This window comes from Micromonospora globbae, assembly GCF_036184225.1.
Lineage (GTDB): Bacteria > Actinomycetota > Actinomycetes > Mycobacteriales > Micromonosporaceae > Micromonospora > Micromonospora globbae.
The window spans coordinates 82,375-109,185 of record NZ_CP108084.1 but is presented as its reverse complement, the minus strand read 5'-3'; the positions used below and the strand labels follow the sequence as shown (position 1 = coordinate 109,185).

General features: G+C 74.3%; 32 protein-coding genes and 1 riboswitch. Of the genes, 15 read left to right on the top strand and 17 right to left on the bottom strand.

Annotation, left to right across the window (positions count from 1 at the left end):
* The first annotated feature begins 382 nt into the window (after positions 1-382).
* Positions 383-1,039: a C39 family peptidase gene (locus OG994_RS00540; protein ID WP_120327401.1), complete on the top strand. Its 657-nt coding sequence runs from the start codon at positions 383-385 to the stop codon at positions 1,037-1,039.
* A gap of 69 nt (positions 1,040-1,108) precedes the next feature.
* Here the strand turns inward: OG994_RS00540 and dusB are convergent, their stop codons facing one another.
* From dusB to OG994_RS00520, 4 genes are all read right to left on the bottom strand, one after another.
* Positions 1,109-2,281 (bottom strand): tRNA dihydrouridine synthase DusB, encoded by a 1,173-nt coding sequence (dusB, locus tag OG994_RS00535; RefSeq protein WP_120331080.1) that lies wholly within the window; start codon positions 2,279-2,281, stop codon positions 1,109-1,111.
* A 64-nt stretch (positions 2,282-2,345) separates the two neighbouring features.
* Complete coding sequence (locus OG994_RS00530) at positions 2,346-3,725, bottom strand: glycine--tRNA ligase (RefSeq protein WP_120331081.1); 1,380 nt, start codon at positions 3,723-3,725, stop codon at positions 2,346-2,348.
* A gap of 108 nt (positions 3,726-3,833) precedes the next feature.
* Positions 3,834-4,403: a hypothetical protein gene (locus OG994_RS00525; protein ID WP_328851865.1), complete on the bottom strand. Its 570-nt coding sequence runs from the start codon at positions 4,401-4,403 to the stop codon at positions 3,834-3,836.
* A 24-nt stretch (positions 4,404-4,427) separates the two neighbouring features.
* On the bottom strand, positions 4,428-4,769 hold the full coding sequence (locus OG994_RS00520) for an antibiotic biosynthesis monooxygenase family protein (protein WP_328851864.1): 342 nt from the start codon (positions 4,767-4,769) through the stop codon (positions 4,428-4,430).
* A 26-nt stretch (positions 4,770-4,795) separates the two neighbouring features.
* Between OG994_RS00520 and OG994_RS00515 the strand changes: the two genes are divergently transcribed.
* The 8 genes from OG994_RS00515 to OG994_RS00480 all read left to right on the top strand — a co-directional run bounded on the left by OG994_RS00515 (position 4,796) and on the right by OG994_RS00480 (position 9,419).
* The gene (locus OG994_RS00515; protein WP_120331084.1) at positions 4,796-5,053 is read left to right on the top strand and encodes a DUF6703 family protein; all 258 of its coding nucleotides are present in this window, start codon (positions 4,796-4,798) and stop codon (positions 5,051-5,053) included.
* A 54-nt stretch (positions 5,054-5,107) separates the two neighbouring features.
* The gene (locus tag OG994_RS00510) at positions 5,108-6,055 is read left to right on the top strand and encodes a metal ABC transporter substrate-binding protein (protein ID WP_328851863.1); all 948 of its coding nucleotides are present in this window, start codon (positions 5,108-5,110) and stop codon (positions 6,053-6,055) included.
* Positions 6,052-6,813: a metal ABC transporter ATP-binding protein gene (locus OG994_RS00505; RefSeq protein WP_120331086.1), complete on the top strand. Its 762-nt coding sequence runs from the start codon at positions 6,052-6,054 to the stop codon at positions 6,811-6,813. The genes OG994_RS00510 and OG994_RS00505 overlap by 4 nt, the downstream gene beginning before the upstream one ends.
* 2 nt (positions 6,814-6,815) lie before the next feature.
* Complete coding sequence (locus OG994_RS00500; RefSeq protein ID WP_120331087.1) at positions 6,816-7,688, top strand: metal ABC transporter permease; 873 nt, start codon at positions 6,816-6,818, stop codon at positions 7,686-7,688.
* A 71-nt stretch (positions 7,689-7,759) separates the two neighbouring features.
* A complete protein-coding gene (locus OG994_RS00495) occupies positions 7,760-8,056 on the top strand; it encodes an ArsR/SmtB family transcription factor (RefSeq protein ID WP_120331088.1) in 297 nt (98 codons plus the stop codon).
* A gap of 31 nt (positions 8,057-8,087) precedes the next feature.
* The gene (locus tag OG994_RS00490) at positions 8,088-8,486 is read left to right on the top strand and encodes a Fur family transcriptional regulator (protein ID WP_120331089.1); all 399 of its coding nucleotides are present in this window, start codon (positions 8,088-8,090) and stop codon (positions 8,484-8,486) included.
* Between the two features lie 150 nt (positions 8,487-8,636).
* On the top strand, positions 8,637-9,242 hold the full coding sequence (locus OG994_RS00485) for a hypothetical protein (protein WP_328851862.1): 606 nt from the start codon (positions 8,637-8,639) through the stop codon (positions 9,240-9,242).
* A 9-nt stretch (positions 9,243-9,251) separates the two neighbouring features.
* Entirely contained in the window at positions 9,252-9,419 is a 168-nt protein-coding gene (locus OG994_RS00480) for a hypothetical protein (protein WP_192902268.1), read from the top strand.
* A gap of 32 nt (positions 9,420-9,451) precedes the next feature.
* Here the strand turns inward: OG994_RS00480 and OG994_RS00475 are convergent, their stop codons facing one another.
* The 5 genes from OG994_RS00475 to OG994_RS00455 form a co-directional block, all read right to left on the bottom strand.
* Positions 9,452-11,458, bottom strand: a complete 2,007-nt coding sequence (locus OG994_RS00475) for an acyl-CoA dehydrogenase family protein (RefSeq protein WP_120331090.1) — start codon at positions 11,456-11,458, stop codon at positions 9,452-9,454.
* Between the two features lie 115 nt (positions 11,459-11,573).
* Complete coding sequence (locus OG994_RS00470; RefSeq protein ID WP_120331091.1) at positions 11,574-12,077, bottom strand: DUF6328 family protein; 504 nt, start codon at positions 12,075-12,077, stop codon at positions 11,574-11,576.
* 190 nt (positions 12,078-12,267) lie between these two features.
* The gene (locus tag OG994_RS00465) at positions 12,268-13,017 is read right to left on the bottom strand and encodes an SIS domain-containing protein (protein WP_328851861.1); all 750 of its coding nucleotides are present in this window, start codon (positions 13,015-13,017) and stop codon (positions 12,268-12,270) included.
* A complete protein-coding gene (locus OG994_RS00460) occupies positions 13,014-13,310 on the bottom strand; it encodes a hypothetical protein (protein WP_328851860.1) in 297 nt (98 codons plus the stop codon). The genes OG994_RS00465 and OG994_RS00460 overlap by 4 nt, the downstream gene beginning before the upstream one ends.
* On the bottom strand, positions 13,307-14,131 hold the full coding sequence (locus OG994_RS00455) for an alpha/beta fold hydrolase (protein ID WP_120331094.1): 825 nt from the start codon (positions 14,129-14,131) through the stop codon (positions 13,307-13,309). Before OG994_RS00455 ends, OG994_RS00460 begins: the two co-directional genes overlap by 4 nt.
* A 100-nt stretch (positions 14,132-14,231) precedes the next feature.
* Positions 14,232-14,336, top strand: a riboswitch (TPP riboswitch).
* 75 nt (positions 14,337-14,411) lie between these two features.
* Between OG994_RS00455 and OG994_RS00450 the strand changes: the two genes are divergently transcribed.
* From OG994_RS00450 to OG994_RS00440, 3 genes are all read left to right on the top strand, one after another.
* The gene (locus tag OG994_RS00450; RefSeq protein WP_120331095.1) at positions 14,412-14,996 is read left to right on the top strand and encodes an ECF transporter S component; all 585 of its coding nucleotides are present in this window, start codon (positions 14,412-14,414) and stop codon (positions 14,994-14,996) included.
* Between the two features lie 144 nt (positions 14,997-15,140).
* A complete protein-coding gene (locus tag OG994_RS00445; protein ID WP_120331096.1) occupies positions 15,141-16,577 on the top strand; it encodes an ABC transporter ATP-binding protein in 1,437 nt (478 codons plus the stop codon).
* Entirely contained in the window at positions 16,574-17,374 is an 801-nt protein-coding gene (locus OG994_RS00440) for an energy-coupling factor transporter transmembrane component T family protein (RefSeq protein ID WP_120331097.1), read from the top strand. The genes OG994_RS00445 and OG994_RS00440 overlap by 4 nt, the downstream gene beginning before the upstream one ends.
* An 8-nt stretch (positions 17,375-17,382) precedes the next feature.
* Here the strand turns inward: OG994_RS00440 and OG994_RS00435 are convergent, their stop codons facing one another.
* Positions 17,383-18,033: a response regulator gene (locus tag OG994_RS00435; RefSeq protein WP_120331098.1), complete on the bottom strand. Its 651-nt coding sequence runs from the start codon at positions 18,031-18,033 to the stop codon at positions 17,383-17,385.
* Complete coding sequence (locus tag OG994_RS00430; protein ID WP_328851859.1) at positions 18,030-19,229, bottom strand: sensor histidine kinase; 1,200 nt, start codon at positions 19,227-19,229, stop codon at positions 18,030-18,032. Before OG994_RS00430 ends, OG994_RS00435 begins: the two co-directional genes overlap by 4 nt.
* Before the next feature lie 154 nt (positions 19,230-19,383).
* On the opposite strand from OG994_RS00430, the gene OG994_RS00425 reads away from it, so the two are divergent.
* Positions 19,384-20,079, top strand: coding sequence for a hypothetical protein (locus OG994_RS00425; protein ID WP_328851858.1), 696 nt, complete (start codon positions 19,384-19,386; stop codon positions 20,077-20,079).
* A gap of 131 nt (positions 20,080-20,210) precedes the next feature.
* Here OG994_RS00425 and OG994_RS00420 read toward each other — a convergent pair whose 3' ends face one another.
* Positions 20,211-20,453 (bottom strand): hypothetical protein, encoded by a 243-nt coding sequence (locus tag OG994_RS00420; RefSeq protein WP_328851857.1) that lies wholly within the window; start codon positions 20,451-20,453, stop codon positions 20,211-20,213.
* Positions 20,454-20,824: 371 nt separating this feature from the next.
* Here OG994_RS00420 and gndA point away from each other — a divergent pair, with 371 nt between their 5' ends.
* Positions 20,825-22,267: an NADP-dependent phosphogluconate dehydrogenase gene (gene gndA, locus OG994_RS00415; RefSeq protein ID WP_328851856.1), complete on the top strand. Its 1,443-nt coding sequence runs from the start codon at positions 20,825-20,827 to the stop codon at positions 22,265-22,267.
* A 10-nt stretch (positions 22,268-22,277) separates the two neighbouring features.
* Here gndA and OG994_RS00410 read toward each other — a convergent pair whose 3' ends face one another.
* The 4 genes from OG994_RS00410 to recO form a co-directional block, all read right to left on the bottom strand.
* On the bottom strand, positions 22,278-22,508 hold the full coding sequence (locus OG994_RS00410) for a thioredoxin reductase (RefSeq protein WP_120331171.1): 231 nt from the start codon (positions 22,506-22,508) through the stop codon (positions 22,278-22,280).
* A gap of 203 nt (positions 22,509-22,711) precedes the next feature.
* Complete coding sequence (locus OG994_RS00405; protein WP_120331102.1) at positions 22,712-22,897, bottom strand: hypothetical protein; 186 nt, start codon at positions 22,895-22,897, stop codon at positions 22,712-22,714.
* A gap of 142 nt (positions 22,898-23,039) precedes the next feature.
* Positions 23,040-23,816 (bottom strand): isoprenyl transferase, encoded by a 777-nt coding sequence (locus OG994_RS00400; protein ID WP_192902272.1) that lies wholly within the window; start codon positions 23,814-23,816, stop codon positions 23,040-23,042.
* A 32-nt stretch (positions 23,817-23,848) separates the two neighbouring features.
* Positions 23,849-24,664 carry a DNA repair protein RecO gene (recO, locus tag OG994_RS00395; protein ID WP_328851855.1) on the bottom strand — a complete coding sequence of 272 codons (816 nt, stop codon included), beginning with the start codon at positions 24,662-24,664 and terminating at the stop codon, positions 23,849-23,851.
* Positions 24,665-24,766: 102 nt separating this feature from the next.
* Between recO and OG994_RS00390 the strand changes: the two genes are divergently transcribed.
* The gene (locus OG994_RS00390) at positions 24,767-25,591 is read left to right on the top strand and encodes a DUF4097 family beta strand repeat-containing protein (RefSeq protein WP_328851854.1); all 825 of its coding nucleotides are present in this window, start codon (positions 24,767-24,769) and stop codon (positions 25,589-25,591) included.
* Here OG994_RS00390 and OG994_RS00385 read toward each other — a convergent pair.
* Positions 25,572-26,726, bottom strand: a complete 1,155-nt coding sequence (locus OG994_RS00385; RefSeq protein WP_328851853.1) for an acyltransferase family protein — start codon at positions 26,724-26,726, stop codon at positions 25,572-25,574. The genes OG994_RS00390 and OG994_RS00385 overlap by 20 nt on opposite strands.
* Positions 26,727-26,811 lie beyond the last annotated feature (85 nt).

Below are 26,811 nucleotides of genomic sequence, written 5' to 3'. Positions count from 1 at the left end.
CCGCGACGCCCGCGGCGGGCCGCCCCATCTGGGGCCGGATGTCCGGTTCACCGGCCACCCGACTGGGCGTCATGTCCCCTTATCAGGTCGGGTGTGCCGTGGTCGGGGCCACCCCCACGGCGGAATCATGCCCACCCCCGCGTCGTTGAACATGCCGACGCCGGGCCGAGCAGCCACCGGCCAGCAGGAACGTCCGCCGCAGCCCCCGAGCCCGCCCCGCCGCGGGCCCCCAGGCTCGGTGGAATGCATCCCCGGCCCGGACCGTTACACCCCCGAGGCGCCGAGCAGGCACCACCCCCAGGCGCCCCCCGAATCCTCACGGCACACCCCCGCGCGTGTGCCACACACCCCCGAAACACCCCCGACCAGAGAGGCACCCATCATGCGTACCGATCTGATCCGCAAGACCGCCCTCACCGCCGCGACCATCGCCGCCACCGGCGGCGGCATCGCCGGCCCCGCCATCGCCGCCCACGCCGCCCCCGCCGAGGGCAAGCCCGCCGCCCAGGTCCAGAACCGCAAGGACCACGGCCAACGCGAACTCAACGTCCGCTACGAGGCCCAGCCCAACTTCTACTACTGCGGCCCCGCCGCCACCCGCAACGCCCTCTCCGTCCAGGGCAAGGACATCAACGTCGACGCCATGGCCAAGGAAATGGGCACCACCGAAGCCGGCACCAACTCCATCAACGACATCACCCCCGTCCTGAACAAGGAAACCGGCAAGAACGCCTACCACAGCGTCGAGATCTCCAGCCCGACCGCCGATGAGAAGCAGACCGACAAGCTGCGCACCGACATCGTCGACACCGTCGACGACGGCCGCGCCGTGGTCGCCAACATCGCCGGCACCGCCGTCGACACCGACGGCAACACCCACTCCTTCGAGGGCGGGCACTACATCAGCGTCGTCGGCTACCGCGACGGCGGCCACGAGGTGAAGATCGCCGACTCGGCCGACCCGGCCACCGCCTCCTACTGGATGAGCGTGGACAACCTGGCCGACTGGATCGCCACCCGCGGCTACAGCGCCTCCTGACCCACGAGGCCAGGAGCAACCACGAAGGGCCGACCCCCACCAGGGGTCGGCCCTTCGTCGTCTCCGAAGTCAGCCGCCGGAGTCGGCGAGCTCGGCGCCCTCGGGGACGGTGTCGTCGTCCCGGTCGGCCAGCCATCCGTCGGGCAGGAACACCTTGCCCGGCGAGTTCGTGCGGCCGCGCGGCTGACCCAGGGTCTCCACCGGGAACGGCACGCTCGGGTCGAGCTTGCCGAGCAGGTCGTCGAGCTGGGCCAGGCTCTCGATCATCGCGAGTTCGCGGCGCAGCTCGCCCCCGACCGGGAACCCCTTGAGGTACCAGGCGACGTGCTTGCGGAAGTCGGTGCAGCCGTCCCGCTCGCCCCGGCCCGGCGTACGCGACCCGGCCGTGAACTGCTCGACCAGCAGCTCGGCGTGCCGCCGCATCGTCACCGCGACCTCGCCGAGGGTGGGCAGCCGCCGCTCGGGCCGGCCGTTGAACGCGGCCTCCAGGTCGGCGAAGAGCCACGGCCGACCCAGGCAGCCGCGGCCGACCACCACCCCGTCCACCCCGGTGTGCGCCACCATCCGCAGGGCGTCGTCCGCCTCCCAGATGTCGCCGTTGCCGAGCACGGGCACGTCGAGCGCCTGCTTGAGGGTGGCGATGGCGTCCCAGTCGGCGGTGCCCGAGTAGCGCTGGGCGGCCGTACGACCGTGCAGGGCGACGGCGGCCACACCCGCGTCCTGCGCGGCGAGCCCCGCCTCGACGTACGTCAGGTGGTCGTCGTCGATGCCCTTGCGCATCTTCACCGTGACCGGCACCCCGGCGGGCGACGCGGCGTCCACCGCGGCCTTGACCAGCCGGGCGAAGAGCCGGCGCCGCCACGGCAGGGCCGCGCCGCCGCCCTTGCGGGTGACCTTGGGCACCGGGCAGCCGAAGTTCAGGTCGATGTGGTCGGCGAGGTCGCGCTCGACCACGATGCGGACGGCGGCCGCCGTGGTCTCCGGGTCGGTGCCGTAGAGCTGGAGGCTGCGCGGGCTCTCGTCCTCGCCGAACGCGATCATGCGGAGGGTCTTCGGGTTCCGCTCGACCAGCGCGACCGTGGTGATCATCTCGCAGACGTAGATGCCACCGCCCTGCTCCCGGCAGAGCTGCCGGAACCCGACGTTGGTGATGCCCGCCATCGGCGCCAGCACCACCGGCGGCCACACCTGATGCCGCCCGAGCGTGAGCGGGCGCAGTCGGGGCAGGGTCGCAGCGGTCACCGGACAAGTGTACGGGGCTCCGACCGGCGCTCCTGCGCGCCGCCGAAGCCCCGTACGCCGCTGGTCAGCAGCCGGGAAGGCGCTCGATGAGGTAGCGCTCGACCTGGTCGAGGGAGATCCGCTCCTGGGCCATGGTGTCCCGGTTCCGCACGGTCACCGCGTTGTCGTCGAGCGTGTCGAAGTCGACGGTCACGCAGAACGGGGTGCCGATCTCGTCCTGCCGGCGGTAGCGGCGGCCGATGGCCTGCGAGTCGTCGAACTCCACCACCCAGCGCTTGCGCAGGTCGGCGGCGAGCTGCTTGGCCTTCGGCGAGAGCGCCTCGTTGCGGGACAGCGGCAGCACCGCGACCTTCACCGGCGCGAGCCGCGGGTCGAAGCGCATGACCGTCCGCTTGTCGACCCCGCCCTTGGTGTTCGGCGCCTCGTCCTCGTCGTACGCCTCCAGCAGGAAGGCGAGCACCGCCCGGGTGAGGCCGGCGGCCGGCTCGATGACGTACGGGATCCAGCGCTCACCCTTGGTCTGGTCGAAGTACGACAGGTCGACCCCGGAGTGCTTGCTGTGCGTGGAGAGGTCGAAGTCGGTGCGGTTGGCGATGCCCTCCAGCTCCGCGAACTCGCTGCCGCCGAACTGGAAGCGGTACTCGATGTCGACGGTCCGCTTCGAGTAGTGCGACAGCTTCTCCTTCGGGTGCTCGTAGAAGCGCAGGTTCGACTCCGACAGGCCGAGGTCGATGTACCAGTTCCAGCGCTCGGTAAGCCAGTACTCGTGCCACTGCTCGTCGGTGCCCGGCTCGACGAAGAACTCCATCTCCATCTGCTCGAACTCGCGGGTGCGGAAGATGAAGTTGCCGGGGGTGATCTCGTTGCGGAACGACTTGCCCGTCTGCGCGATGCCGAACGGCGGCTTCTTGCGGGCGACGGTCTCGACGTTCTTGTAGTTGACGAAGATGCCCTGGGCCGTCTCGGGGCGCAGGTAGTGCAGCCCCTCGTCGCTCTCGACCGGGCCGAGGTAGGTCTTCATGAGGCCGTTGAACATCTTCGGCTCGGTGAAGGTGCCCTTGTTGCCGCAGTTGGGGCAGTTCAGCTCGGCGAGCGAGGTGAGCGGGCGGCCGTGCCGGGCCTCGTACGCCTCCTCCAGGTGGTCGGCGCGGAACCGCTTGTGGCAGGACTGGCACTCGGTGAGCGGGTCGACGAACTCGGCGAGGTGCCCGGAGGCCTCCCAGACCTTGCGGGCCAGGATCACGGCCGAGTCCAGGCCGACCACGTCGTCGCGCTGCTGGACCATGGTCTTCCACCACTGCCGGCGGACATTCTCCTTCAGCTCCACGCCGAGCGGACCGTAGTCCCACGCCGACCGGGTGCCTCCGTAGATCTCGCTGGAGGGGAAGACGAAGCCTCGGCGCTTGGCGAGGCTGACGACGGCGTCGATACGGTCGACTGGCATGTTTCCTCCTACGCCGGCTGGCGGTCGGCGGGGACTGATAGGGACGCGACGATTCGGGACAACGGTACGACGGCAGGGTCCCGAGCCCAGCACAATACCGGGGACGCCTCACTTGATCCCGCAGACCTCCAGGCCACCGGTCTGCTGGTCCTGGCCGAGGACCACCTGCTGGCGCTCCCGGCGGCCGCCCTCGAGGGTCACGTCCACCGGCACGGTGAGGTTCGTGGTGTCGACCTCGCCGACCCGGTACGCGGTCACCTGCGGCTCCGCGGCCACCCGCTGCTCGAACTCCGACCGCGACTCGCGGCGCTGCGCGTCGTCGCAGAGCTGGTCGTACGCCTCGGCGTAGTCCCGGTCGACGAGCGCCTGGTAGTAGTCGGTGGAGACCGTGCGGCCCTGCTCGCGGACGGCCTGCACCCCGCTCACGGCGAGCCCCACCACGGCGGCCCCGCCCCCGCCGCAGCACAGGAGCACGGCGAGCGCGCCGACGCCGAGGCCCAGCCAGAGCCGGGCGCGGCGGCCCTCGGTGGGCGGGGCGGCGAACGGCGGCGACACCCCGGGACCGGGCGGCGGGGCGGGTGGCTCCGACGGCGGACCGGGCACGGCGGGGGGTTGTTCGCCGGGCGGCCCGGGCGGCACGGGATGCGGCGGTGGGGCTGCCGGTCCGGGAGCGGTCATACGAGCAATCTAGTGCCCGACGGCTCAGCGGTGAGGATCCGCGGCGCGATCACTGGCGCTCACCACGACCGCGCCACCGGGCGGGGCGGTGGCCAGCGTCTCGTACGCGGACGGCTCGTCGACCGACTGGGCGAGCAGCGGGACGGCGGTGACCTTGACCTCGAAGCCGCCGAGCGCCCGCCGGTACGCCCCGACGGACTCCCACTCGGTGACGAGGCACCAGTGCCGTGGGTCGTCCAGCGCGCGGACGAGCCGGCCGCGCAGGTAGCCGGGGCGGGCGGCCAGCGCGGTGAGGGCGGCGTGCGCCCGCTCGGTGAACTCGTCGGCGACATCGACGTCGACCACGAACCGGTTGGTCACCAGCACGGGCACCTCCTCGTAGAGTCTGTGGGATGCAGCGTACGCAGAGCCCCCTGCTGGCCCGACTGGCCCGGGCGAACCCGACGGCGGTGTTCCTGGTCACCCTGGCGCTGGTGCTGGTCGCCTTCTTCGCCCCCGGCGTGGTCGGCGGGGTGCTCCTGCTGGCCCTCGCGGCCGGGCTGGTGGCGCTGATGGCCACGACCTGGTCGGTGCAGGCGCCGCAGACCCGCCTCATCCGGCTCCTGATGCTGACTCTGCTGGTGGCGGTGGCCTTCGCCAAGCTGCTGTGACATGCACTCATGCGTTTTTGACAATCATTGTCGTTACCACGGACAGTTGACGGCATGAAGAAGCGCGTCACCGTCCGTACCCTCGCCGCCACCACCGCCCTGCTCGCTCTCGGCGGCGCCGCCGCCTGTTCGTCCGGCGGCCCGGCCGGCGACCCTCAGCGGGTGGACGTGGTGGCCGCCTTCTACCCCCTCCAGTTCGTCGCCGAACGGATCGGCGGGGACGCCGTCCGGGTGACCAACCTCGTGAAGCCGGGCGCCGAGCCGCACGACCTGGAGCTCAACCCGGGCCAGGTCGGCGAGGTCAGCGAGGCCGAGCTGGTCGTCTACCTGAAGGGCTTCCAGCCGGCGCTGGACGAGGCCATCGCGCAGAACGCCGCCGACCGGGCCTTCGACGTCGCCACCGTCGCGCCGCTGCTGGACGCCGCCGCGGGCGGCCACCAGCACGAGGGCGAGGAGGCCGAGGAGGAGGCGGCGTCCGGCGGCAAGGACCCGCACTTCTGGCTCGACCCGACCCGGCTCGCCACCGTGGCCGACCAGCTCGCCGAGCGGCTGGGCAGAGCCGACCCGGACCGGGCCGCCGACTTCACGGCCCGCGCCGGCGACCTCCGCGCCGAGCTGGAGAAGCTGGACGGCGAGTACCGGACCGGCCTCGCGACCTGCCAGCGCCGGGAGATCGTGACGAGCCACACGGCCTTCGGCTACCTGGCCGACCGCTACGACCTGGAGCAGGTCGGCATCACCGGCCTCACCCCGGAGACCGAGCCCTCCCCGCAGCGGCTCGCCGAGGTGGCCGAGGAGGCGCGGGAGCACAAGGCCACGACGATCTTCTTCGAGACGCTCGTGAGCCCGAAGATCGCCCAGACCATCGCCGACGAGGTCGGCGCGACGACCGCCGTCCTCGACCCGATCGAGGGCCTCACGGCCGACGGCGGTTCCGCGGACTACCTTTCAGTGATGCGTACGAACCTGCAGGCACTGCGTACGGGGCTGGGCTGCTCGTGAACGCGCCCGTCATCGCCGTCCAGCACGCGGCCGTCGGCTACGACGCCCGCACCGTGCTGCGGGACGTCTCGCTGACCGTCACCGCCGGCGAGGTGGTCGCCGTCCTCGGCGCCAACGGCTCCGGCAAGTCCACGCTGATCCGCGCCGTGCTCGGGCTCGTGCCGCTGAGCGCCGGGTCGGTCACCCTCTTCGGCCGCCCGCTGCGCCGCTTCCGGCAGTGGGAGCGGATCGGGTACGTCCCGCAACGCCTCGGCGCCGGCGGCGGCGTACCGGCCACCGTCCGGGAGGTCGTGGCCTCCGGCCGGCTCGCCCGGCGGGGCATCCTCCGCCCGCCCGGCGCCGCCGACCGGGCCGCCGTCGACGGCGCGCTGCGGGCGGTCGGGCTCGCCGACCGGGCGGACGACGCCGTCGCCACCCTCTCCGGCGGCCAGCAGCAGCGCGCCCTGATCGCCCGCGCGCTGGCCGGCCACCCCGAGCTGCTGGTGCTCGACGAGCCGACGGCCGGGGTGGACGCCACCAGCCAGGAGGCGTTCGCCGGGGCGCTGCGCGAGTTCGTCGACGGCGGCGGGACCGTGCTGCTGGTCGCCCACGAGCTGGGCCCGCTGCGCCCGTTGATCGACCGGGCGGTCGTCGTCCACGCCGGCGAGATCTGCCACGACGGCCCGGTGCCGGAACCCGCCGGCCACCACGCCGAGCCCGACCACGACCACGTGCACCCGCACTGTCCCGACGAGCCCGTCGGGCTCTGGAGCAACTGACCATGGAACTCTTCCAGTACCCCTACATGCAGCGCGCCCTCATCGCGGCGCTGGTCATCGGCCTGGCGGCGCCGGCGCTCGGGATCTACCTGGTGCAGCGCCGGCTCGCGCTGATCGGCGACGGCATCGGCCACGTGGCGCTCACCGGCGTCGGCGCCGGTCTGCTGCTGAACCGCTCCCCGGTGCTCGTCGCGGTGATCGTGGCGAGCCTCGGCGCCGTGGCCGTCGAACTGGTCCGCTCACGCGGGCGCACCTCCGGGGACCTGGCGCTGGCGCTGCTCTTCTACGGGGGCATCGCCGGTGGCGTGATGCTGGTCGGGCTCTCCGACAGCACCCCGAGCAACCTGCTCGCGTACCTGTTCGGGTCGCTCGTCACCATCTCGCCGCCCGACCTCGTGACCATCGTGGTGCTGGGCGCGGTGATCCTCGTCCTCATGGTCGCGCTGCGGCCGGCGCTCTTCGCGGTCTCCCACGACGAGGAGTACGCCCGGGTCTCCGGCCTGCCCGTACGCGCGCTCAACATGCTGATCGCGATCACCACGGCGGTGACCGTGACCATCGCCATGCGGGCCGTCGGCGTGCTGCTGATCAGCGCGCTGATGGTGGTGCCGGTGGCCGCCGCCCAGCAGGTCGCCCGCGGTTTCCGCGCCACCATGACGGCCGCGATGGCGCTCGGCCTGTTCGCCGCGGGCTCCGGGGTCTGGGTGGCCGCCACCGCGAACACCGCCCCCGGCGCGTCGGTGGTGCTCATGGCGATCGCCTCGTTCCTCGTGGTGGCGCTGGGCGGGGCCGCCTGGCGGGCGGTACGCCGGCACCGCGTGCCGGCCGCGGCGCCGGCTCCCGAACCGCACGAGGTGGTGCTCGAGTCGTCGTGATCGACCGCACGGGGTCGTGCCCGGGTCACGGTGATCGACGCGACGCCGACGGGATTGGTTACCGTTACGGGGTGAACGTCGGATCGGGTCACGACGGCTTCGAGGGGGCCAGCGAGCTACTGCGCGCCCTGTCGGCGCCCATCCGGCTCGCCATCGTCAGCGAGCTCGCCGCGGGCGAGCGGTGCGTGCACGAGCTGGTGGAGAAGCTCGGTGTGGCGCAGCCGCTGGTCTCCCAGCACCTGCGGGTGCTGCGGGGCGCGGGCGTCGTACGCGGCGCCCGCCGGGGCCGGGAGATCGCCTACTCGCTGGTCGACGAGCACGTGGCGCACATCGTGGCGGACGCGGTCAGCCACGCCGGAGAGAGATGATGGAGCAGCGACCGGTCGGAGGTGGTACGCGATGAGCGAGAGCGGCGCCACCGTACGCAACACCCGCCAGCGCAGCGCCGTGAGCGCCCTGCTCGGCGAGGTCGAGGGGTTCCACAGCGCGCAGGACCTGCACGCGATGCTCCGCGCCCGGGGCGAGCGGGTCGGCCTCACGACCGTCTACCGGACGTTGCAGGGGCTCGCCGACGCCGGTGAGATCGACGTGATGCGCCCGCCGGGTGGCGAGCACCTCTACCGCCGGTGCAGCGAGGGGCACCACCACCACCTCGTGTGCCGGTGCTGCGGGCGGACCGTCGAGGTCGCCGGGCCGGCCGTGGAGGACTGGGCCGACCGGGTGGCGGCCCAGCACGGGTACGCCGACGTGAGCCACACCCTGGAGATCTTCGGCACCTGTCCCGCCTGCGCGGGCTGAGGTCGCGGGCGCGGCCCGCCCGCCGACACCGCCGCCGGATGCCGGAGGGCGCCGCCGCCGCCGGATCGCGCCCCGCCGCCGGAGGCCGCCGGCCCGAGCGCGCCCCGCGACCGGATGCCGGCGGGCGCCGGCCGTGGCACGCTGTCCGGCGTGAAGATCTACGCCGATCGTTTCCCGACCGCCGCCCGCCAGTTCCTCACCGACCTGCTCGTCGTCGCCTGGGTGTACGCGGCCGTCCGCGGCGCGCTGTGGCTGCACGACCTGGTCCAGAAGCTCGCCGTGCCCGGGCAGAAGCTGGAGGGGGCCGGCGGCGGGCTCGCCGACAACCTGGCCGACGCCGGCGGCAAGGTCGGCCGGGTGCCGCTGGTCGGTGACGAGCTGACGGCGCCGTTCACCCGCGCCGCCGGCGCGGCCCGGGCGCTCGCCGAGGCCGGCCGCGACCAGCAGGAACTCGTCGACCAGCTGGCCCTCGCGCTCGCGGTGGCGGTGCTGGTCTTCCCGCTCGGTCTGGTGCTCGTCGGCTGGCTGCCGCTGCGGGTGCGCTGGATGCGCCGCGCCGGCTCCGCCGCCCGGCTGGCCTCCGCGCCGGCCGGACGCGACCTGCTCGCCCTGCGCGCGCTCACCAGCCAGCCGCTGGACAGGCTGGCCCGGATCGCGCCCGACGTGGCGCAGTCCTGGCGGCGGGGCGACGACGCCACCGTCGACGCGCTCGCCGCACTGGAGCTGCGACGACTGGGGCTGCGGGACGGCCGCTAAGGTCGTCGGGTGTTTGTCTTCCTGGTCGTCATCGCCGTCCTGCTGCTCGGCTACGCCGCCGTGCTGGTCGCCTACGTCCGCAAGGGCCGCCGCATCCCGCCCGCGGCCTACCTGGGTCTCGCGGCGCTCAACGGGCTGATCCTCGCCGCGATCCTGGCCTGGGCGATCGCCCGCTGAGCCACGACGACCGTCGCCGCGGCCACCGGCCGTCAGCGGGACGGCGGGATCCGGCGGCGGACGTCGGTCGCCGTCGACGGGCCCGCCGACCACCCCGTCACCCAGGGCAGGTCGGCCGGCGGGGTGATGACGCCGGACTCCAGGTCGGCGTAGCGGCCGGCGAGGATGCGCTTCGCGGCCGCGACGTCGACCGAGTCGGTGTTGTCCCAGAGGGACGTGAAGAGGGCGTCGACGCGTACCCGCGCCTGCCGGCAGAACAGGTCGGCCAGCTCGACGTTCTCCGGGTGGTCGTCCCGCTCGGCGTGGGCGCGGACGCAGACGGCGGCCATCGCGAACAGTTCCGCCCCGATGTCCACCACCCGGCCGAGGAACGCCTGCTTGCGCTCCATCCGGCCCTGCCAACGGGACATGGCGTAGAAGGTCGACCGGGCGAGCTTGCGCGAGGCCCGCTCCACCTGCCGCAGGTGGCCGGCGAGCGGGCCGAACTCGGCGTACGCCCGGGGGCTCTGGCCCCGGCCCACGGCGAGCGTGGGCAGCCACTTCGCGTAGAAGACGCCGGCCCGCGCGCCGGCCCGCGCCTTGCGGCCGAGGCCCGCGTCGGGGTCGATGATGTCGCCGGCCACCGAGAGGTGCGCGTCGACCGCCTCGCGGGCGATCAGCAGGTGCATGATCTCGGTGGAGCCCTCGAAGATCCGGTTGATCCGCAGGTCCCGAAGGATCTGCTCGACGGCGGCAGGACGCTCGCCCCGCGCGGCCAGCGACTCGGCCGTCTCGTAGCCGCGACCGCCGCGGATCTGGATGAGGTCGTCGGCGATCCGCCAGGCCATCTCGCTGGCGTACAGCTTGACGAGCGCCGCCTCGATCCGGATGTCGTTGCGGTCGTCGTCGGCCAGCCGGCAGCACAGGTCCAGCATGGTCTCCATGCCGTACGTGGTGGCGGCCATGAAGGCGAGCTTCTGGGCGACCGCCTCGTGCTCGCCGACCGGCCGGCCCCACTGCACCCGCTCGGCGGACCACTCGCGGGCGACGTTCAGCGACCACTTGCCCGCGCCCACGCACATGGCCGGCAGGGACAGCCGCCCGGTGTTGAGGGTGGTCAGGGCGATCTTCAGGCCCTTGCCCTCGCCCCCGATCACGTTCTCCTTCGGCACGAAGACGTCGTGGAACCGGGTGAGGCTGTTCTCCAGGCCCCGCAGGCCGAGGAACTCGTTGCGGCGCTCCACGGTGATGCCCTCGGCGTCACCGTCCACGACGAACGCCGTGATCCCGCCGCGCCGCCCGTCGGCCGCCGGCACCCGGGCCATCACCACGAGCAGCGTGGCGACCGTGCCGTTGGTGGCCCAGAGCTTCACACCGTTGAGCCGGTAGCCCGTGCCGTCCTCGGTGGGCTCGGCGGTGGTGGCGAGCCGGGCCGGGTCGGAGCCCACGTCCGGCTCGGTGAGCAGGAACGCGGAGACCTCGCCGGCGGCGAGCCGCGGCAGGAAGCGCTGCTTCTGCTCCGGGGAGCCGAACAGCTTCAGCGGCTGCGGCACGCCGATCGACTGGTGCGCGGAGAGCAGCGCGCCGATGGCCGGGCTGACCGAGCCGGCCAGCATGAGCGCCCGGCAGTACTGGAGGTTGCTCAGCCCGAGGCCGCCGTACGCGGGATCGATCTTCATGCCGAACGCGCCGAGGCGGGCCAGCCCCTGGAAGACCTCGTCGGGGATGCGGGCGTCCCGCTCGATGGCCGCGCCGTCCACCTCCGTGGTGAGGAATTCGCGGAGCCGGCCGAGGAACTCCTCCGCGCGGGCGTCCGCCTCGGCGTCGGAGCGCGGCCACGGGTTGATGAGGTCGAGCCGGAACCGGCCGAGGAAGAGTTCCTTGCCGAAGCTGGGACGGTCCCAGGTGGACTCGCGTGCCGCCTCGGCGACCTGGCGGGCCTCCTTCTCGGAGACCTGGCCGGCCTCGCCGGGCAGCGGGGCGGCCGTGCCGCCGGTGGGTCGCTCGGGTACGCCGCCGGACTCGTCCGGCGCGGGTCGGCTGTTCTGTGTCGTGGTCACGGCTGCCCCCTCGAACCTCGGTCCGCTGCGTCAACGTGCTCGACAAACGTCACGCTACCCCCGGGTGTTACCCAGGGGTAGCTCCACGTAAAGATCGAGTTTCGGCGATGGCGGCTCAGTCGATGGCGGACGGGCGCGGGTCGTCGTCCTCGTCGTCGATGTCGTCGTCGCCCCAGTTGCGGCGGGCGAACGGCAGCAGCGCCCAGAAGGTGAGGAACCAGATGCCGGTCAGCGCGCTGATCACGAAGGCGATGGGCCGGTCGAGGACGAAGTCGGTGATGAGCAGCACCGCACTGACCATCGAGATCAGCATGAACGCGAGCCCGCCGGTGGCCATCCGGTGCGCGAACCGGACCAGTTCCGGCTTGCGGCCCTGGCGGAACAGCGCCCGGTGGAAGGCCACCGGCGAGATGATCAGCGCGGTGGCGGCCGCCGCGGCCAGCAGCGAGACGACGTAGACGTCCTTCTGGAAGGCGGTCGTGCGGGTGAACCCGTTGCTGAACGGCAGGGTCAGGAGGAACGCGAAGAGGATCTGCACGCCGGTCTGCGCCACGCGCAGCTCCTGGAGCAGGTCGGCGAAGTTGCGCTGCCAGCGCTGCTTCTCGGTCTCCTTCGACACGCGCTACCTCCGCTGTGACGGTACTGCCGCCGGCGCCCGGCCGACGGCAGCAACGGCAATGCCCGATCGCCCGTCACGCGAAACCGCCTCACGAAGGCCGACCCGCGGCCCGCCCGGACGCCCGCCGCGTCGATCCGTCACCGCGTCGGGAGGGGATCCCTCCGCTACCGGAGGGATCCCTCCTCGCACGTCAGGCGCCGCGGCGGATGCGGCCGGCGTAGCGGGCCTCCAGGGCGTCGTTGTGCTCGTCGCCGCCGGCGATGTTGGCCGACAGGTAGACCGGGGGCTTCTCCCCCGCGGCCAGCAGGCGGGCCACCACCTCGACGGTGATCTGCTGCCCGAGCAGGGCCGCGGTGATCGACGAGACGGCGCCGACCGCGCCGCCCTCGGGCAGCGGCAGCGTGGCGTCGCCGTACGGGGCGCCGTTGTCGAGCACCACGTCGGCGAAGTCGGCGAGCTTGCGCCCCGACGGGTGGCGGGAGGTCATCTGCCCGGAGTGCTGCGCCGAGGTGATCGCGATCAGCGCGTGGCCCCGGTCCTTGACGACCGACGCGAACTCCACCATGGCGCCGTTGACCCCGGAGTTCGAGGCGAGCACGAAGACGTCCTGCGGGCGGACCGGGGCCAGCTCGTAGAGGCGGTGCGCGACCTGGGGGTCGCGTTCGAGCTTCGGACCGAGCACGTCGGCCGGCTCGCCGCCGTGGAGCACCAGGTCGCGCAGGGCGATCCGGTTGGTCGGGGCCAGCCCGCCGGCCCGGCCGGCGATCTCCATGGCGAGAGCCTCGGAGTGGCCGGTGCCGAACGCGTGCACCACCCCGTCGGCCCGGATCGCGTCGGCGATCAGGTCGGCCGCCCGGCCGACCGCCTCCCGCTGGGTCGTGGCCACCCGGTTCATCGTCTCGGTCACCACGGCCAGGTAGCCCTCGGCGCTCAGCGTCATCGTTCCTCCGTCCGTCGCTTCCCGGTCGGCCGGTCCACCGCGTGGTCGACCGCCGCCCGCTGCCTCGTCGACCGGCCCGTGCCGTCGCCGGCCGGGCCGAACCGGACCGCCCCGGCGTCCTTTACGTGGACGCCGAGCCGGCCGCCGTCGCACCGTACGTCGTCCCACCGCACCCGGTTCCGGCCGCCGTCCGCGGTGGGTGCCGCCCCGCCGGGGCGTACGCCGAGGGCGCGGAGCGGGGCGGCGAGCGACGCGCGGGCGCACGGCCGGGCCGGCGCGGACGCCGCGCTCATGCGCCCGCCCGCGCGAGGATCGCCTCGGCCAGCGCCCCCGGCGCCTCGTCGGGGATCCAGTGGGTGACGCCGGCCAGCTCCACGAAGCGGTAGTCACCGGTCACGTGGGCGGCGCACGCCTCGGCGGCCGTCCGCCCGATCGCGACGTCCCGGTCGCTCCACACGAAGGTGGTCGGCACGGCCACCGGCTCGACCGCCGCCAGGTCCACCCGGGACATCGCCCGGTACCAGTTGAGCGCGGCGGTCAGCGCACCCGGTTCGCGCATCGGGTCGGCGTACCGGGCCACCCGCGCGGCGTCACCCACCCCGGCCAGCATCCGCCGCAGCCCGGCCGCACCCAGCGAGAGCAGCACCTTCTCCGCCGTGCCCGGCTTCCGGAACAGCGTCATGTAGGCGGAACGGGCCTTCTGCTGCGGGTCGGTGGCGAGCGCGTGGGCCATCGCCGCGGGGTGCGGGACCGATACCGCCGTCAGGGTGCGGACCCGCTCGGGGTGCGCGGCCGCCAGGCCCCAGGCCACGATCGCGCCCCAGTCGTGCCCCACCAGGTGCGCGGCCGTCACGCCGAGGGCGTCGAGCACGCCGGCCGCGTCGGCCACCAGCTCCGGGATCCGGTACGCCTCGACCGCGACCGGCCGGGCGCCGGGCGAGTATCCGCGCTGGTCCACCGCGTACGTGCGCAGCCCGGCGGCGTGCAGCGCGGGCACCACGGCGTCCCACTCGCCGGAGTGCTGCGGAAAGCCGTGCAGCAGCAGGACCGGGTCGCCGGCCTCGGGACCGCCCGTGCGTACCTCGAACGTCAGACCCCGCGCGTCGACCCGCATGATCGGCAGCCTACCCACGACCCGGCCGGCCGGTGTGGTCCCGACCGCCCTGCTGGGCCGGTGGGCGGGGTCGGTGCTAGCGTCTGCCCAGAGACAACTTCACATCCGACAGGGGAGCGCACAGCGCTGAGAGTGCGGGCACGCCCGCAGACCCTCGAACCTGATCTGGGTAATGCCAGCGCAGGGAGTTCGGTCGACCTCCAGCCGCGCCGCCGTCCGGGAGTTCCGGGCGCGGCGTGCGTCTTCTCCTGGTTCCTCCGGTTGAACTGGGAGCGATCAGATGAACCACACCGACACCAACCGTTGGCGGACGATCGACATCGTCGTCGCCTCGGTGATCGCGGTCGCCTTCGGCGTCATCTTCTGGGCCTGGGGCCTGCTCTGGAACGGCCCGGCCGACGCCATTCCGCTGCCCGGCCGGGCGGTCCTGTACGGCGTCTGGCTCGTGCCGGCCGTCCTGGGCGGGCTCATCGTCCGCAAGCCGGGCGCGGCCTTCTACACGCTCACGATCGCCGCGCTGGTCTCCGTGGCGCTGGGCAGCAGCTGGGGTTGGACGCTCGTCATCCAGGGCCCGCTGGAGGCGGCCGCCGGCGAGCTGGCCTTCGCGCTGTTCGGCTACCGGAACTTCCGGGCCCCCGTCGCCCTGCTCTCCGGCACGCTCGCCGGCATCGCGGCGGCCCTGTACGACGTCTTCGTCTGGTACCCGGACACCGCGTGGGGCAGCTTCCGGCTGCCGTACATCCTGATCACGGCCGCCAGCTCGCTGGTCGTCGCCGGTGTCGGCGGCCTCGCCCTCACCCGGGCGCTGGTGGGCACCGGCGTCCTGGACCGCTTCCCCGCCGGCCGGGAACGCACGGCGATCTGACGGCCGGCGCAGCCGGGCGCCGCCCGTCCCCCGCCGATCATGAAGTTGTTGCCACGACACGCCGGTGGCCGGAGCAACAACTTCATGATCACGCCACGGGACGGCGGGGCGGCGGGAACGGGGAGAGGGAGGGAGGGGTTTCGGGTGGGGGCGGTGACGCTTCGGGGGTTCGGGTGGCGGCACGCCGGGCGTAAGCGCTGGGCCGTCCGCGGTGTGGACCTGCGCGTCGAGGCCGGCGAGCGCGTGCTGCTGCTCGGCCCCTCCGGCGCCGGCAAGAGCACCCTGCTGGCCGCGCTCGCCGGGCTGCTGCCCGAGGACTCGGGCGAGCAGGAGGGCACCGTCGAGATCGACGGGCTCGACCCGCGCAAGGCCCGGGAACGGGTGGGCATCGTCTTCCAGGACCCGGAGACCCAGCTCGTCATGGCCCGCTGCGGCGACGACGTCGCGTTCGGGCTGGAGAACCGGGGCGTACCCGCCGACGAGATCTGGCCCCGGGTCGACGAGGCCTTGCGCCGCGTCGGCTTCCCGTACGACCGGGACCGGCCCACCGCAGCGCTCTCCGGCGGTGAGCAGCAGCGCCTCGCGCTGGCCGGCGCGCTCGCGCTGCGGCCCGGGCTGCTGCTGCTCGACGAGCCGACCGCCAACCTCGACCCGCCCGGCGCCGCCCTGGTCCGCACGGCCGTCGCCGGTGCCCTCGACGCCGACACCACCCTCGTCCTCGTGGAGCACCGGGTCGCCGAGGCGCTGCCCCTGGTCGACCGGGTGGTGGTGCTGGAGCCCGGCGGCGGTGTCCGCGCCGACGGCAGCCCGGACGAGGTCTTCGGCGCCCACGGCGACGCGCTCGCGGCCGAGGGGGTCTGGGTGCCGGGCCGCACCGTGCCCGCGCGCCGCGGCACCGCGACCCCCGGGGAGGTGCTGCTCACCGCCGACCGGCTCGGCCTGCCACCCCGGCTGGCCCCCACCGACCTTCAGGTACGCGCCGGCGAGGCGCTCGCCGTGCTCGGCCCGAACGGCGCCGGCAAGTCCACGCTGGCGCTGCTGCTGGGCGGCCTGGTGAAGCCCGGAACGGGTACGGTGGCCGCCAGCGCGGCGCTCGCCGGCCGGGACGCCCGCACTCCCCCGCACCGCTGGCGCGCGCCGGCCCTGGCCACCCGGATCGGCTCGGTCTTCCAGGACCCCGAGCACCAGTTCGTCACCGGCACCGTCTTCGACGAGCTGGCGCTCGGGCCGCGGCGTACCGGCCGGCCGGAAGCGGAGGTGCGGTCCACCGTGGACGACCTGCTCGCCCGGCTGCGGCTCACGGCGCTCGCCGGTGCGAACCCGTACACCCTCTCCGGCGGCGAGGCCCGGCGGCTCAGCGTGGCGACCGCCCTGGCCACCGCGCCCCGCCTGCTCATCTGCGACGAGCCCACGTTCGGCCAGGACCGGCGCACATGGCTGGAGCTGGTGGATCTCTTCGCCGACCTGCGCGACGCCGGGCACGGGGTCGTCGCGGTGACGCACGACGCCGAGTTCGTCGCCGCGCTGGCCGACCGGCAGCTCGCCCTGAGCCGCGGGCCGTCGTCCGGGGCGACCCCGTGATCGGCCCGCAGCCGGTCGCCGTCGCCTCGGCGCCGCTGGCCCGGCGCAACCCGGTGGCGAAGCTCGCCGCCGCGCTGCTCTTCTCGGTCGTCCTCATCGCCACGCTCGACCCGGTCGCGCCGGCGATCGCCATCGCGGTCGAGCTGGCGGTGCTGCCGCTGTTCGGCGTCCGCTACCGGGTGCTGGCCCGGCGGGCCTGGCCGTTGCTGGTCAGCGCGGTCGGCATCGTGGTGACGCTGGTGCTCTTCGCGGCCGAGCGCTCCGGCCGGGTGCTGGTCGAGGCCGGGCCGGTCGCGGTCACCTCGGGCGTCCTGCTCACCGCGCTCGGCCTGGTGCTGCGGATGATCGCGGTGGCGTTGCCCGGCGTCATCGTGTTCGCCACCACCGACGCCACCGACCTGGCCGACGCCCTGATCCAGAACGCGAGGGCGCCGGCCCGGTTCGCCATCGGCGCGCTGGCGGCGTTCCGCCTCGTACCGCTGCTCGGGCAGGAGTGGCAGGCGATCAGCATGGCGCGGCGGGCACGCGGCGTCGACGCGGGGCGCAACCCGGTGGCGAAGCTGCGGCTCTTCGTCTCGACCGCGTTCGCCCTGCTCGTCGGGGCGATCCGGCGGGGCACCCGGCTCGCGGTCGCCATGGACGCCCGGGGCTTCGACGCCGGTGTCCCGCGTACGACCGCCCGGCGGCAGCGCTTCACGGCCGCCGACGCGCTGCTGGTGGCCGGCGCGGTGGCGCTGGGGGGCGCCGCCCTGACCGCGAGCATCCTGCTGGGCACGTTCCGCCCGCTCATCGGCTGACCCGCCGGTCACCGCCGCAGCTGGGCCACCCCGCTGCGGTACGCCAGCACCACCGCCTGCACCCGGTCCCGCACCCCGAGCTTGGCGAAGATGCGGTTCACGTGCGTCTTCACGGTCGCCTCGCCGACGAAGAGCTGCTCGGCGATCTCCCGGTTCGACAGGCCGAGCGCCATCATCCGCAGCACCTCGGTCTCCCGCGCGGTCAGCTCCGCGAGGCCCGGGTGCGCCACCACCGACGCCGTGGCCGTGTAGTGGTCGATGAGGCGCCGGGTGATCGACGGGGACAGCAGGGCGTCGCCCCGGGCCGCGATCCGCACCGCCTCGGCCAGCTCGCGGGGCGGGGTGGTCTTGAGCATGAACCCGGAGGCGCCGGCCCGCAGCGCCCGGTAGACGTACTCGTCGAGGTCGAACGTCGTGAGCATGATGACGCGGGTCTCGCCGCGCGCTGCCAGGATCCGCTCGGTGGCCGCGATCCCGTCGGTCGGCGCCATGTGGATGTCCATCAGCACGACGTCGGGCGCGTACCGGGTCGCGAGCTGCACGGCCTCCTCGCCGTCGGCGGCGTCGCCGACCACCTCGAGGTCCGGCTGCGCCGTGAGGATCATGCGGAGGCCGCCGCGCACCAGCGCCTCGTCGTCGGCGATCAGCACCCGGGTCACCGCGTGACCCCCGCCGGGGCGAGCGGGCCGACCGACGCCTCGGCGTCGAACGGCAGCTCGACGCGTACCTCGAAGCCGCCCTGCGGGCGCGGGCCGGCGGTCACCGTGCCGCCGAACAGCTCGACCCGCTCGCGGATGCCGGTGAGGCCGTGCCCCGTGCCGGCGCTGCGGCGGGCCGCGCCGGTCCCGTCGTCGGTGACGCGCAGCCGGAGCGCGTCGGCCGCCACCTCGATCGAGACGCGGACGGCCGCGCCCGGCGCGTGGCGGGCGGCGTTGGTGAGCGCCTCCTGGAGGATCCGGTACCCGCTCACGTCCGCGGCGGCCGGGATCGCGTCGAGGTCACCCGTGACGGCCACGTCGACCTGCCCGCCGGCGAGGCGCACCCCGGTGGCCAACGGTTCCAGCCGCCGCAGCGAGGGCAGCGCCTCCGGGGCCGGCTCGGCGCCGCGGAGGACGACGAGCAGTCGGCGCAGCTCGGTCACCACCTCACGGCCGACGTCCTGCACCGCGTCGAGGGACCCGCGGGCCCGGGCCGCGTCCGAGTCGAGCACCGCCTGCGCCGCGGCGGCCTGCAGCACCATCACCGAGACCCCGTGCGAGACGATGTCGTGCAGCTCCCGCGCCACCCGCAGCCGCTCGTCCGCCCGGGCGGCGGCCTCCCGCTCGGCGGCGAGCGCCACGAGCCGGGCCGCCTGCGCCCGCCGCATCCGCACGGCGTACCCCGGACCGAGCACGGCGAGCCCGACGAACAGGATGAACACCCAGTCGGAGTCGCCGGCCACGGTGTTCTCGATTCCCAGCGGGACGAAGTAGCTCGTTGCGGCGACCGGGAAGGCGGCCCGGCCGCCCAGGGCCACACAGCCGAAGGAGGCGGCGAGCAGCGCCAGCAGCGGCACGACCGGCCACTCCGGCAGGACCGGCGTGAAGCTCTGCGCCGCGAAGCAGGCGCCGGCGAGGACGGCCGCCGCCCGGGGGTACGTCGTGCAGCCGGCCACCGCGAGGCAGTAGCCGACCAGCAGCACGGTCAGGACGGCGAGCCAGCCGGCGGGAAGCGCGGCGAGGTCCGGCCCCTCCCCCTCGACGTAGCCGGCGAGCGGGACGTGGATCTCGGCCAGGCCGAACGCGAGCAACGCGGCACCGGCGAGCGAGGTGACCCCCTCGCGCCACCGGGCCCGGACGGCGAGGGTGGCTGACATGCCGGAAGGGTAGCGACGGCGGGCCCCGTTCCGCGTCCACCCACGGGTGTAGCGACCACCGCCGAGGCTCCACCCCCGGATCAACTTCCGCACCGACGACCCGGCCCGCCGCGGCTCCTAGCGTCCCTGCCACGACTTCGGAAAGGAGCCACCGATGGACGACAGCACCGGACGGGACCGGAGCCGGCGGCTCACGGCGGCCGCCCTGCTCGCCGGCGGCGTCGTGTACGGCGCCGGGAACGCCTTCTACTGGCTGATGTTCCCCGACGACGTGTCCGACACGGCGGAGAACGTGTTGGCGGCCGCCGGGCACCTGGGCGCGTGGCGGTTCGAGACCGTCCTGTTCGCCCTGGCCCATCTGCTGCTGCTACCGGCCACACTCGGGCTGGCCGCCACGCTGGGCCGGCGCAGGCCGCTGGCGGCCACCGTGGGCGGCGCCGCGGCGCTGCTCGGGCTCTACTTCTCCACCGTCCACCTGTGGCAGTACAACGCGTTCTTCGGTGCGCTCGCCGGCGCCGGCGTGGACGCCGACACCGTCCGGCCGGTCACCACCGCGATCGACGGGGACGCCTTCGTGACGACGTCGTTCGCCGTGTGGCTGCTCGGCTGGACGGTCGGGCTCCTCGTGCTCGCGTTCGGCGCGTGGCGCGCCCGGCTGGTGGCGCTCTGGGTGCCGCTCGTCCTCACCACCGGGCAGGTGCTCGACCTGGTCGGCACCGGTGTCCCGCTCAAGATGGTGGTGAGTGTGCTGGTGGTGGCCGGTTTCGTCGGTCTGGCGCTCGGCGTCGGGCGGTCCCGTGCCGTCGAGGCACCGGCCGGAGCCGCGACCCCGGCGCCCGCGACGGCCTGAGCCGTGGGAGCGGGCGGGGGCCACGGGAGCGGGCGGGCCACGGGTCCGGGGCGGGACGTGGCCCCGCCCCGGACCGGCTCGGCCCGGCCGGTGCGGGGATCCGCGGCCCGGCCGGGCGGGGTGAGCCCGTGTCAGCTCCGCCGGAAGGCGTAGAACCGCTGCTGGCCGGCGCGCTGGCTGCGCCCGCTGAGGCGGGCGTCGCGGCCGGCCGGCGGGCCGGCCTTCGGCGGCGGCGGGGTGTCCGGCCGCCCGGGCAGGGCCACCGGCGCGACGGGAGCCACGGTGAGGGCGTCGAGATCCGGCGGGGTCACGTCCACCTGGGACGACGCCGGTACGGGCTTGCGGGACTTCTTCGGACTGCGCTTGGCGGGCATACGCTGCCTCCTGACTGTCGGGGCGCCGGACGGGCGCGGCGAGCGGGCAGGCCCCGGGGTCCGACAGGAGACGCCGCGAGTGACGGCGGCGGAAGGATGCGGACGCCCGGAGCGGACGGGTCCGCGGCGCGAACGGCGGCGGACCGGGGCTCGGTGGAACGGGCGTCAGTTACGCATGCCGACACGCTAACCGGACGCCCGCCGTCGCGCAGCCGAATTACCGCACCGGTTGGCGGAACCGAGGCGGACCGGCGGAGGCGAGCACCGATCGTCACCCCCTCCGCACCGGGCGTCGACATCCCGGGCCCGCGTCCGCACCGCCCGCGCTACGGTCGCAGCACGGGCAACCGGACGGGAAGGGTGGCGTGGGCATGGCGGAGCGGGCGACGGCGCAGATCGGGGTCACCGGGCTGGCGGTGATGGGCCGCAACCTGGCCCGGAACCTGGCTCGCAACGGATTCACGGTGGCGGTGCACAACCGCTCGCCGGAGCGCACCCGCAGTCTCGTGGCGGAACACGGCGGCGAGGGCCGGTTCGTGCCCGCCGAGTCGATGGCCGACTTCGTGGCGGCGCTGGAACGCCCCCGCGCGGTGATCGTGATGGTGAAGGCCGGCGGACCCACCGACGCCGTCATCGACGAACTGGTCCCGCTGCTCGAACCGGGCGACATCGTGGTGGACTGCGGCAACGCGCACTTCGCCGACACGCGCCGCCGGGAGGAGGCGTTGCGCGACCACGGCCTCCACTTCGTCGGCACCGGGGTGTCCGGGGGCGAGGAGGGCGCGCTGCACGGGCCGAGCATCATGCCCGGCGGCTCCGACGAGTCGTACCGCAAGCTCGGGCCGATCTTCGAAAAGATCGCGGCCCAGGTGGACGGCGTCCCGTGCTGCCGGCACATCGGCCCGGACGGCGCCGGCCACTTCGTGAAGATGGTCCACAACGGCATCGAGTACGCCGACATGCAGCTCATCGCCGAGGCGTACGACCTGTTGCGGGCCGGCCTGGGCGCGGAGCCGGCCGAGATCGCGGAGATCTTCCGGGGCTGGAACGGCGGCGAGCTGGAGTCCTTCCTCATCGAGATCACCGCCGACGTGCTGGCGCACACCGACGCGGCCAGCGGCCGCCCGTTCGTCGACGTCGTGCTCGACCGGGCGGAGCAGAAGGGCACCGGCCGGTGGACCGTGCAGAGCGCCCTCGACCTGGGCATCCCCATCACCGGCATCGCCGAGGCGACGTTCGCCCGCTCGCTGTCGGGCCACGCCGACCAGCGCGAGGCGGCCCGTGCGGCGTTCCCCGACGCGGGGGCGACGTGGCGGGTGGACGACCGGGACGCGTTCGTCGAGGACGTCCGGCGGGCGCTGCTCGCCAGCAAGATCGTGGCGTACGCGCAGGGCTTCGACCACATCCGCGCCGGCAGCCGGGAGTACGACTGGAACATCGACCTCGGGGGCACGGCCACCATCTGGCGGGGCGGCTGCATCATCCGGGCCCGGTTCCTCGACCGCATCCGGCAGGCGTACGACGAGCAGCCCGACCTGTCCACGCTGCTGGTGGCTCCGTACTTCGCCGACGCGGTCGCCGCGGGTGTGCCGAGCTGGCGGCGGGTCGTGGCCGACGCGGCGCGGGCCGGCGTGCCGGCGCCCGCGTTCGCCTCCTCGCTGGCGTACTTCGACGCGCTGCGCGCGCAGCGGCTGCCCGCCGCGCTGATCCAGGGACTGCGGGACAACTTCGGCGCGCACACCTACCACCGGGTCGACCGGGAGGGCACGTTCCACACCCTCTGGGCCGGGGACCGGTCCGAAGTGGAGGCCTGAGCCGCCGGCCTCACCAGGCTCGCTGGGTCTCCTCCGGCGCGGTGGGCGCCCAGCCGGCGGCCGGCTCCCCGTGGGCCAGCTCGCCGATCTCGCCCGAGCGGATGGCGGGCGTGTGGCCCAGCTCGGCGCAGTAGCGCTCGGCCACCCCGGCGCAGACCTCGGCGACCCGCTCCCGCTGGGCGGCGTCGACCAGACCCTCGCCGGCCAAGGCGGCCGTCATCTCGTACCGGAGATCCCGCATGCCCACCCCCGCGTCGGGGCGTACCCCCGCGACACGCCCCGCGCTGTCGATCCTAGGCGTCGCAGCCCCGCCCGACCCCGCCAACGCCGGACCCCGCCCCGCCCGCCCAGCCCCGTAGATCATGCGGTTGTGGTGCCCGTTCCGTACGGACACGCCGCCTTCGCGGGGCACCACAACCGCATGATCGGCGAGACCGGAAGCGGTTACCAGAACCGGCGGCGCTTGGCCTTCCGCGGGCGTAGGAGGTCGGCGCCCTTGGTGAGCAGCCGGGTCACCCCGGAGGGACCGCGACGGGCCTCCAGCGTGTGGCTGAGCCGGCGGGCGCCGGCCGCGGCCAGCGGCACGGCCACCGCCATCAACGCCCACTGGGCGATGCGCTTCTGGATCATGTGGGTTCACCTCCGTCAGTGGCTCCTGCGCAGAGTGATACCCAGCGTGACGACCAGGTAAGCGTCGGCGGGGCGGCGACGCCGGCGGGCACGCGACCGGGCCCGGGTGGACGCGGGCCCCCGGCGCGCCCGGAGGCGCGACTCAGGTCGAGGGCGCGACCGGGTTGGGCAGCGCGCCGCCGAAGCGACGGTCACGCTGCGCGTAGAGCTCGCAGGCGTACCAGAGGTGCCGGCGGTCGAAGTCCGGCCAGAGCGTGTCGAGGAAGACCAGCTCGGCGTACGCGCTCTGCCAGAGCAGGAAGTTGGAGGTCCGCTGCTCCCCGGACGGGCGCAGGAAGAGGTCCACCTCCGGGACCTCGGGGTGGTACAGGTACCTCGCCACGGTCTTCTCGTTGACCTTGCCCGGGTCGAGCCGGCCGGCCGCCACGTCCCGGGCGATGGCCGCCGCGGCGTCGGCGATCTCCGCCTGCCCGCCGTAGTTCACGCAGAACTGCAGCGTGAGCGTCGAGTTGCCCCGCGACATCTCCTCGGCGGTCTGCAACTCGGAGATGACGCTCTTCCACAGCCGCCCCGCCCGCCCCGACCACACCACCCGGACGCCCAGGTCGACGAGCTGGTCGCGACGGCGGCGGATCACGTCCCGGTTGAAGCCCATGAGGAAGCGGACCTCGTCCGGCGAGCGCCGCCAGTTCTCGGTGGAGAAGGCGTACGCCGACAGGTACGGGATGCCCAGCTCGATGGCGCCCTCGATGGTGTCGAAGAGCGAGAACTCCCCCGCCTCGTGGCCCTTGGTGCGCGGCAGCCCGCGCTCCTTGGCCCAGCGGCCGTTGCCGTCCATCACCACGGCGACGTGCCGGGGCACCGCCTCGGGAGGCAGCGCCGGCGGCCGGGCACCCGACGGGTGCGGTGTCGGCGGCACCGGCTGACGCCGGTCGGCCCTCGCGGATCGGATCACTCGCTACTCCCTGACTCCCTGCTCGCGCCACCGGCACTGGACGCCGGGGCGCCCCGGTCGACCAGCGGCAGCGAGCGTAGCGCGCGCTCCAGGTGCCACTGCAGGTGCGCCGCGACCAGGCCACTGCACTCCCGGCGTACGGCCGCCTCCGCGGCGTCGGCGGTCCGCCAGTCGCCGCTGCTCAGCGCGGACATGAGGTCGACGGTGGCCGGGGCCGGGTGGGCAGCGCCGGGCGGGCGGCAGTCCGGGCAGACCACGCCGCCGGCCGGGACGGAGAAGGCGCGGTGCCGCCCCGGCGTGCCGCAGACCGCGCAGGCGACCAGCGCCGGGGCCCAGCCCGCGAGGGCCATCCCCCGCAGCAGGTACGCGTCGAGCACCAGGGTCGTGGCGTGGCCGCCTTCCGCGAGCGCCCGCAGCGCGCCGAGCGTGAGCTGGAACAGCCGCAGCGAGGGCTCCCGCTCGACCGGGGTGAGCCGTTCGGCGGTCTCCGCGATGGCGCTGGCGGCCGTGTAGCGGGGGTAGTCGCCGAGGAAGCGTTTGCCGTAGAGGTCGATCCCCTCGACCTGGCTCACGGTGTGCAGGGAGCTGCCCTGGTTGCCCTTCGGGTCGCCGGCGAGCTGGAGGTCGACGTGCCCGAACGGCTCCAGCCGGGCCCCGAACCTGCTGGTGGTGCGCCGCACCCCGCGGGCGACCGCCCGGATGCGCCCGTGCCGGCGGGTGAGCAGCGTGATGATCCGGTCGGACTCGCCGAGCTTCTGCACGCGCAGCACCACCGCGTCGTCGCGGTAGAGCTGACGGCGGTACCCGGCCATACGGGCATTCTCCCTCGGGGTCCGAAATCAGGGTCGGCTCGGGGTGCGGGGCCGGACGAACCCGGATGCGTCCCCGGCGGGGCCGGCCGTAGCGTGCTCGCCATGACCCTGCAAGCCACCACCGACGGCGTCCACCGCGGCCCCGGGAACCGGCGCCGTGCCGCCGCCCCGGTCGCGCTCGGCGCGGCCGCCGCGCTCATCCTGCTCTCCGGGTGCGACAACCTGTCGTACCGGCGGCTGGACTTCGACAACACCGAGACCGCCCGGATCGACACGATCCGGGTGCTGCCCGGCGCGGGCGACGTCGTGGTGCGGGCGACGGGCCCCGAGTCGGAGGTGCGGATCAAGCGGGTGGTGCGCTACCAGGGCGCCGAGCCGGACGCGAAGTACGAGGTCAAGGGCAGCGAACTGGTCCTGGACACCGAGTGCGGCATGCGGTGCACCGTCTCGTACGAGGTGACCGCTCCCGCGGGCGTGGCCGTGAAGGGCGAGACCAGCTCGGGCGACGTCGAGCTGACCCACGTCGGCGCCGTGGAGCTCCAGGTGCGGTCGGGGGACGTCCGGCTGAGCGGCGCCACCGGCCCGGTACGGGTCGAGGCGAGTTCCGGCAACATCGACGTGTCCGAGGCCACCGGCGCGGTGACGCTGCGCGCCTCCTCCGGTGACATCTCCGCCCGCCGGGTCGAGGGCGCGCTGGACGCCGAGGCCCGGTCCGGCAACGTCGTCATCGAGATGGAGAAACCGGCCTCCGTCCGGGCCCACGCCACCAGTGGCGACGTCGACGTCGTCGTACCGGCCGGCCCCTACCGGGTGCGTGCCCACGCCAACTCGGGCGACGAGCACGTGACGGTCACCAACGACCCGGCCGCCACGCTGATGCTGGACGTGAGCACCACCAGCGGCGACATCAACGTCGGCCAGCGGTGACCTCGGCCGTGACCGTCTCCGGCGTGGTCCGCTGCGCCGGAACCCGGTCCGCGTCCGGCCGTGCGGCGGCCGTCGCCGGCGGAGCGGACGTCGCCGGCGGAGCGGACGTCGCCGGCGGAGCGGACGTCGCCGGGCGTCGGCCGCCGGGGAGCAGTTCCGGTCGCCGCCGGGCGGCCAGGTCCTCCACCCACCCGACGGCCAGGGTCACGAGACCGACCAGGGCGAAGACCAGCACCACCCGGATCGCCAGGCCGCGCGGGTCCTCGTGGGACCAGCCCACCCCGTCGAACAGCGGGGTGAGCACCACCACGAACGGCATGTGCCAGAGGTAGATGGTCAGCGCGCGCCGGTTCAGCACGGTCACGGCCCGCCCGAACGGGGCGAACCGGTCGACCCACGCCGCACCGGAGGGCCCCCGTCCGAGCACGACCAGGATGAACGCCGCCGACCAGAGGGCGTTGCCGAGGTGGTTGTCGTTCAGGTCGAAGCCGCGGGGACCGGGGTGGGTGAGGATCCAGGCCCCGCCGGCCGCGGCGAGGGCCAGCGCCACGGGCACGAGCACCCGGTTGGCGAGCCGGCGCAGCATCCCCGCCTGGTGGGCGAAGCCCAGCATCCAGGCGCCGAAGTAGAGGCCGAACTCGCGGTACGGGCCGGGCGCCGTCGGCCACAGCCCCGACTCGATGACCACCAGCAGGACGTACGGCGCCAGCAGGGTGGGCAGCGGCGCCCGGCGGAAGAACCAGAGCGCGATCGGCGAGGCGAACACGAACCAGAGGTAGTCGCGCAGGTACCAGATGGGGCTGAGCGCCAACGCGCCCCAGTCGTTGGCCGGCGGGTCGGAGACCGGGAACAGCCACAGCAGGACGCGCGGCGTCAACGGCAGCCCGCTGAGCAGCATCGCCGGCACGACGACGGCGGCCAGCACCCACAGCGAGGGCAGCAGGCGACGCAGCCGGCGCAGGACGGCCGCCGACCCGGACCGGGCCAGCGAGGTGGCCATCAGCGACCCGGCCAGCGCGAACATGACCGACATCGCCGGAAACACCAGGGTCAGCGAGGCGAGGCCGGTCACGTGGTAGACGACGACGCGGACGATGGCCAGGAAGCGGAGCAGGTCCAGGTATCTGTTTCGCATCAGCCTGCATCTGGTCGGGGGCGCGACGGATCTCTCCTACCCTCCGCCCCGCGGCCGGCAAACGGCCAGACTCCCCATCCAGAGG

Coding starts and splice junctions, on each gene's coding strand:
- OG994_RS00455 (WP_120331094.1), bottom strand. CDS start 14,131: ATGCGGGTCGACGCGCGGGGTCTGACGTTCGAGGTACGCACGGGCGGT.
- OG994_RS00510 (WP_328851863.1), top strand. CDS start 5,108: ATGAAGAAGCGCGTCACCGTCCGTACCCTCGCCGCCACCACCGCCCTG.
- OG994_RS00540 (WP_120327401.1), top strand. CDS start 383: ATGCGTACCGATCTGATCCGCAAGACCGCCCTCACCGCCGCGACCATC.
- OG994_RS00430 (WP_328851859.1), bottom strand. CDS start 19,229: ATGTCAGCCACCCTCGCCGTCCGGGCCCGGTGGCGCGAGGGGGTCACC.
- OG994_RS00500 (WP_120331087.1), top strand. CDS start 6,816: ATGGAACTCTTCCAGTACCCCTACATGCAGCGCGCCCTCATCGCGGCG.
- OG994_RS00515 (WP_120331084.1), top strand. CDS start 4,796: ATGCAGCGTACGCAGAGCCCCCTGCTGGCCCGACTGGCCCGGGCGAAC.
- OG994_RS00420 (WP_328851857.1), bottom strand. CDS start 20,453: ATGCCCGCCAAGCGCAGTCCGAAGAAGTCCCGCAAGCCCGTACCGGCG.
- OG994_RS00410 (WP_120331171.1), bottom strand. CDS start 22,508: ATGCGGGATCTCCGGTACGAGATGACGGCCGCCTTGGCCGGCGAGGGT.
- OG994_RS00490 (WP_120331089.1), top strand. CDS start 8,088: ATGAGCGAGAGCGGCGCCACCGTACGCAACACCCGCCAGCGCAGCGCC.
- gndA (WP_328851856.1), top strand. CDS start 20,825: ATGGCGGAGCGGGCGACGGCGCAGATCGGGGTCACCGGGCTGGCGGTG.
- OG994_RS00405 (WP_120331102.1), bottom strand. CDS start 22,897: ATGATCCAGAAGCGCATCGCCCAGTGGGCGTTGATGGCGGTGGCCGTG.
- OG994_RS00465 (WP_328851861.1), bottom strand. CDS start 13,017: ATGACGCTGAGCGCCGAGGGCTACCTGGCCGTGGTGACCGAGACGATG.
- OG994_RS00425 (WP_328851858.1), top strand. CDS start 19,384: ATGGACGACAGCACCGGACGGGACCGGAGCCGGCGGCTCACGGCGGCC.
- OG994_RS00530 (WP_120331081.1), bottom strand. CDS start 3,725: ATGCCAGTCGACCGTATCGACGCCGTCGTCAGCCTCGCCAAGCGCCGA.
- OG994_RS00460 (WP_328851860.1), bottom strand. CDS start 13,310: ATGAGCGCGGCGTCCGCGCCGGCCCGGCCGTGCGCCCGCGCGTCGCTC.
- OG994_RS00385 (WP_328851853.1), bottom strand. CDS start 26,726: ATGCGAAACAGATACCTGGACCTGCTCCGCTTCCTGGCCATCGTCCGC.
- recO (WP_328851855.1), bottom strand. CDS start 24,664: ATGGCCGGGTACCGCCGTCAGCTCTACCGCGACGACGCGGTGGTGCTG.
- OG994_RS00525 (WP_328851865.1), bottom strand. CDS start 4,403: ATGACCGCTCCCGGACCGGCAGCCCCACCGCCGCATCCCGTGCCGCCC.
- OG994_RS00390 (WP_328851854.1), top strand. CDS start 24,767: ATGACCCTGCAAGCCACCACCGACGGCGTCCACCGCGGCCCCGGGAAC.
- OG994_RS00450 (WP_120331095.1), top strand. CDS start 14,412: ATGAACCACACCGACACCAACCGTTGGCGGACGATCGACATCGTCGTC.